General features: G+C 78.2%; 1 protein-coding gene and 1 pseudogene. Both read left to right on the forward strand.

What is annotated here, in order from left to right; all coding sequences use genetic code 11:
- Positions 1 to 188: pseudogene (locus ACESY8_RS19675) on the forward strand (L-seryl-tRNA(Sec) selenium transferase); the annotation flags it as partial.
- A partial coding sequence (selB, locus tag ACESY8_RS19680; protein WP_498794969.1) for a selenocysteine-specific translation elongation factor occupies positions 185 to 1,311 on the forward strand: 1,127 nt, incomplete at its 3' end. The pseudogene ACESY8_RS19675 and the gene selB, both read left to right, overlap by 4 nt.

Here is a 1,311-nt window from a genome sequence, read left to right on the forward strand (position 1 = left end):
GCCGCCCGGCCGGGGCGGCGGCCCTGGAGCCGGCGGAGGCGCGGGAGGCCCACCTCCGCGCCTGGCGGGTGCCCATCCTGGGCCGCATCCACCGGGGGAAGCTCCTGCTGGACGTGCGCACCCTCCTGCCCGGCGACGAGGCGGAGATCGCCGCCGCCCTGGCGGCGTGGAGGGAGGGAACGGCATGATCTTCTGCACCGCGGGCCATGTGGACCACGGCAAGACCGCCCTGGTGCGGGCCCTCACCGGGGTGGACACCGACCGGCTGGCCGAGGAGCGCCGCCGGGGCCTCACCATCGAGCTGGGGTTCGCCCCCCTGGAGCTGCCGGGAGTGGGGCGGGTCTCCCTGGTGGACGTGCCCGGCCACGCCCAGTTCATCCCCACCATGCTCTCCGGCTGCGGCGGGCTGGACGGCGCGCTCTTTACCGTGGCCGCCGACGAGGGCCCTATGCCCCAGACGGCGGAGCACCTGGACATTCTCTCCCTGCTGGGCCTGGAGCGGGGGGTGGTCGCCCTCACCCGGGCGGATCTGGCCTCCCCCGCCGCCCGGGCGGAGGCGGAGGCGCGCACCCGCGCCCTGACGGCGGGCACCTTCCTGGAGGGAGCCCCCCGGATCTTCGTCTCCGCCGTCACCGGCGAGGGGCTGGAGGCACTGCGGGCCGCCCTGGCGGCCATGGCCCGGCAGGCGCCGCCCCCGCCGGAGGGGAGCCCCCGGCTCCACGTGGACCGGGTCTTCTCCGTGGACGGCAGCGGCACGGTGGTCACCGGCACCCTCACCGGCGGCCCCCTCCGGCGGGGGGACAGGGTGCAGCTCTACCCGGGAGAGCAGACCGCCCGGGTGCGGGGCCTCCAGTGCCACGGCGTCCCGGCGGAGGCGCTGCCCGCCGGGGTGCGGGCGGCGGTGAACCTGGCGGGGGTGCGCCTGCGGGACGTGGGCCGGGGGGACACCCTGGCCGCTCCCGGCGCCCTCACCCTCACCGACCGGGCCGACGTATCCCTGCGGGTGCTCCCCGACGCCCCCTTCCCCGTGCGCACCGGAAGTCAGCTCCACTTCCACCACGGCGCCCGCGCCCTGGTGTGCCGCTGCATCCTCCTGGGGCGGGACGTGCTCCGCCCCGGCGAGGCGGGGTGGGCCCAGCTCCGCTTCGCCCAGCCCGTCGCCGCCGCCCCCGGCGACCGGTTTGTGGCGCGCTTCTTCTCCCCCCTGGCCACGGTGGGAGGCGGCTCACTGGTGGATCTGGCGCCGCCCCGCAAGGGCCGCATGGCCCCGGAGCGGCTGGCCCGGCTGGCCGCCCTGGCGGAGGGGCGGCC

The sequence above is a fragment of the Clostridium sp. ATCC BAA-442 genome, from assembly GCF_964239415.1.
Taxonomy (GTDB): domain Bacteria; phylum Bacillota; class Clostridia; order Oscillospirales; family Oscillospiraceae; genus Flavonifractor; species Flavonifractor plautii.